The organism is Streptomyces sp. NPDC058683 (assembly GCF_042716195.1).
Taxonomy (GTDB): domain Bacteria; phylum Actinomycetota; class Actinomycetes; order Streptomycetales; family Streptomycetaceae; genus Streptomyces.
In genome coordinates, this window is sequence record NZ_JBHXSK010000133.1 from 1 (window position 1) to 1,794 (window position 1,794).

The window sequence follows — 1,794 nt, forward strand, 5'->3', positions numbered from 1 at the left end:
TACTGAACCTGAAAGCGTGATGTCGGTCCCGTTCGTCGGACATCGGGCCCTCCGAGCCGGTAGTCCAGTGCGGGTGAGGTATGCACAGGGCGGCGGGTTGACCGACGCTGGGAGGACAGCGCGGGAGCGTTTGCGGCTGCAGGCCGTCGAGCGTTTCGAGGGCGGTCAGAAGAACCCGGAGATCGCGGTCGCGTTGCGGGTGTGCCTGCGTTCGGTGGAGCGATGGCGCCGGGCTTGGCGCGAGCAGGGCGAGGCCGGCGTGCTGTCGAAGGGCTCGCCGGGGCGCTCGAAGCTCAGCGAAGCCCAGGTCGTGAGATTGGAACGGGAGTTGGAGCGCGGTCCGCTGGCTCATGGGTGGGTGGATCAGCGGTGGACGTTGGCGCGGATCAAGACGTTGATCGGTCGGTTGTTCCACGTCTCCTACACCGTCGAGGGCACCTGGCAGCTGCTGCGGCGGCACGGTTGGTCATGGCAGCAGCCCATGCGGCGGGCGATCGAGCGTGACGATGACGCGGTCGAGGTGTGGAAGAAGGAGATCTGGCCGCGGGTAAGAGCACCGCGGCGGAGCGCGGCGCCTACCTGGTCTTCGAGGACGAGGCCGGGCAGTCGATGACTCCGCCGCGAGCCAGGACCTGGGGCCGAGTCGGCCAGACACCGGTCGTACGAGTGCGCGGCCGCGGTTCCGGACGGGTGTCGATGGCCGGGATGACCTGCTACAAGCCCGGCGAGCGATCCCGGCTGATCTACGCGATCCGCGAGTACCGGGGCCGCAAGGGCGAGCCGAAGGGGTTCGGGTGGCGCGACTTCCGCGACCTCATCGTCCGTGCTCACATCCAGCTCGGCACCCCGATCGTGCTCGTGTGGGACAACGTACGCCTCCACCTGACCGCCGGCATGAAGGACTTCATCGCCGCGAACTCCGACTGGCTCATCGTGTTCCAGCTGCCGACCTACGCCCCTGATCTGAACCCGACCGAGGGCATCTGGTCGCTGGTGAAGCGCGACCTCGGCAACCTCGCGGCCGCCGACCTCGGCCAGATCACCCGCGCGGTCAAGCGCAAGCTCAAGATGTTGCAGTACAGGCCGCAGGTGATTGACGGCTGCTTCGCAGAAACGGGACTGAGGTTCAGCGAAGCACCCTCGACCGCTGCCCCCGCCTTCGCGACGACGCGGTGAGCGTGCCCATCTTGATCCTGGGCGGCCGGGATGGGCATGGGCAGGGGTAGCGTGTCGTCGTCGTAGAACGACGTGGGCACCAGGGAGGTCTCGGATGCGGGCGGACTATCGCAGCTTGCCGGGCTTCGAGAAGATCCAGCTCGAGGGCAGCTACGTGTTGGGGATCGAAGCCCGCCCGGGGAAGCTGATGTTCAGGCTGGACCTGATGCTCGATCCAGGGCATCCCGACTTCGGCCCGCCGCTGGGAGACGATCGGGCCTGCTTCCGTCCGGCTCTGCTCTGTTTCGACGCCGTCCGCGGCCTCACCTGGACTGACCAGGGGACTCCGCCGGCCCGAGATGCGAGCGGGGAGATCGACTACGGCACCATCGACGAGTTCACGTGGATCGCCGGGGAGTTCGCGCTCGTCGGAGACTGGGGCCGAATTCAGGTGAACTCCCATCAGACCCCGAGGCTGGAGATCGAAGTCGTCCACGGCCCGCGGCCATGACCGCTCCCGGGTGTCTCCGTGTCGGCCAGCCCACCGCCCGGCGCCACTCGTAGATCGTTGAGCTACGGCACCAACACGCGCGCGTCGGCTGGGTGATCGTTACCGACATCACGCTTTCAAGTTCAGTA

3 protein-coding genes are annotated in these 1,794 nt (G+C 67.3%); all 3 read left to right on the forward strand.

Annotation, left to right across the window (positions count from 1 at the left end; all coding sequences use genetic code 11):
• The first annotated feature begins 73 nt into the window (after positions 1 to 73).
• The 3 genes from ACFWXC_RS52985 to ACFWXC_RS52995 all read left to right on the forward strand — a co-directional run bounded on the left by ACFWXC_RS52985 (position 74) and on the right by ACFWXC_RS52995 (position 1,666).
• Positions 74 to 613, forward strand: coding sequence for a winged helix-turn-helix domain-containing protein (locus tag ACFWXC_RS52985; protein WP_384491541.1), 540 nt, complete (start codon positions 74 to 76; stop codon positions 611 to 613).
• Complete coding sequence (locus ACFWXC_RS52990) at positions 523 to 1,176, forward strand: transposase (protein ID WP_384491537.1); 654 nt, start codon at positions 523 to 525, stop codon at positions 1,174 to 1,176. The genes ACFWXC_RS52985 and ACFWXC_RS52990 overlap by 91 nt, the downstream gene beginning before the upstream one ends.
• A 94-nt stretch (positions 1,177 to 1,270) precedes the next feature.
• Positions 1,271 to 1,666, forward strand: a complete 396-nt coding sequence (locus tag ACFWXC_RS52995; RefSeq protein ID WP_384491539.1) for a hypothetical protein — start codon at positions 1,271 to 1,273, stop codon at positions 1,664 to 1,666.
• The last annotated feature ends 128 nt before the right edge of the window (positions 1,667 to 1,794 follow it).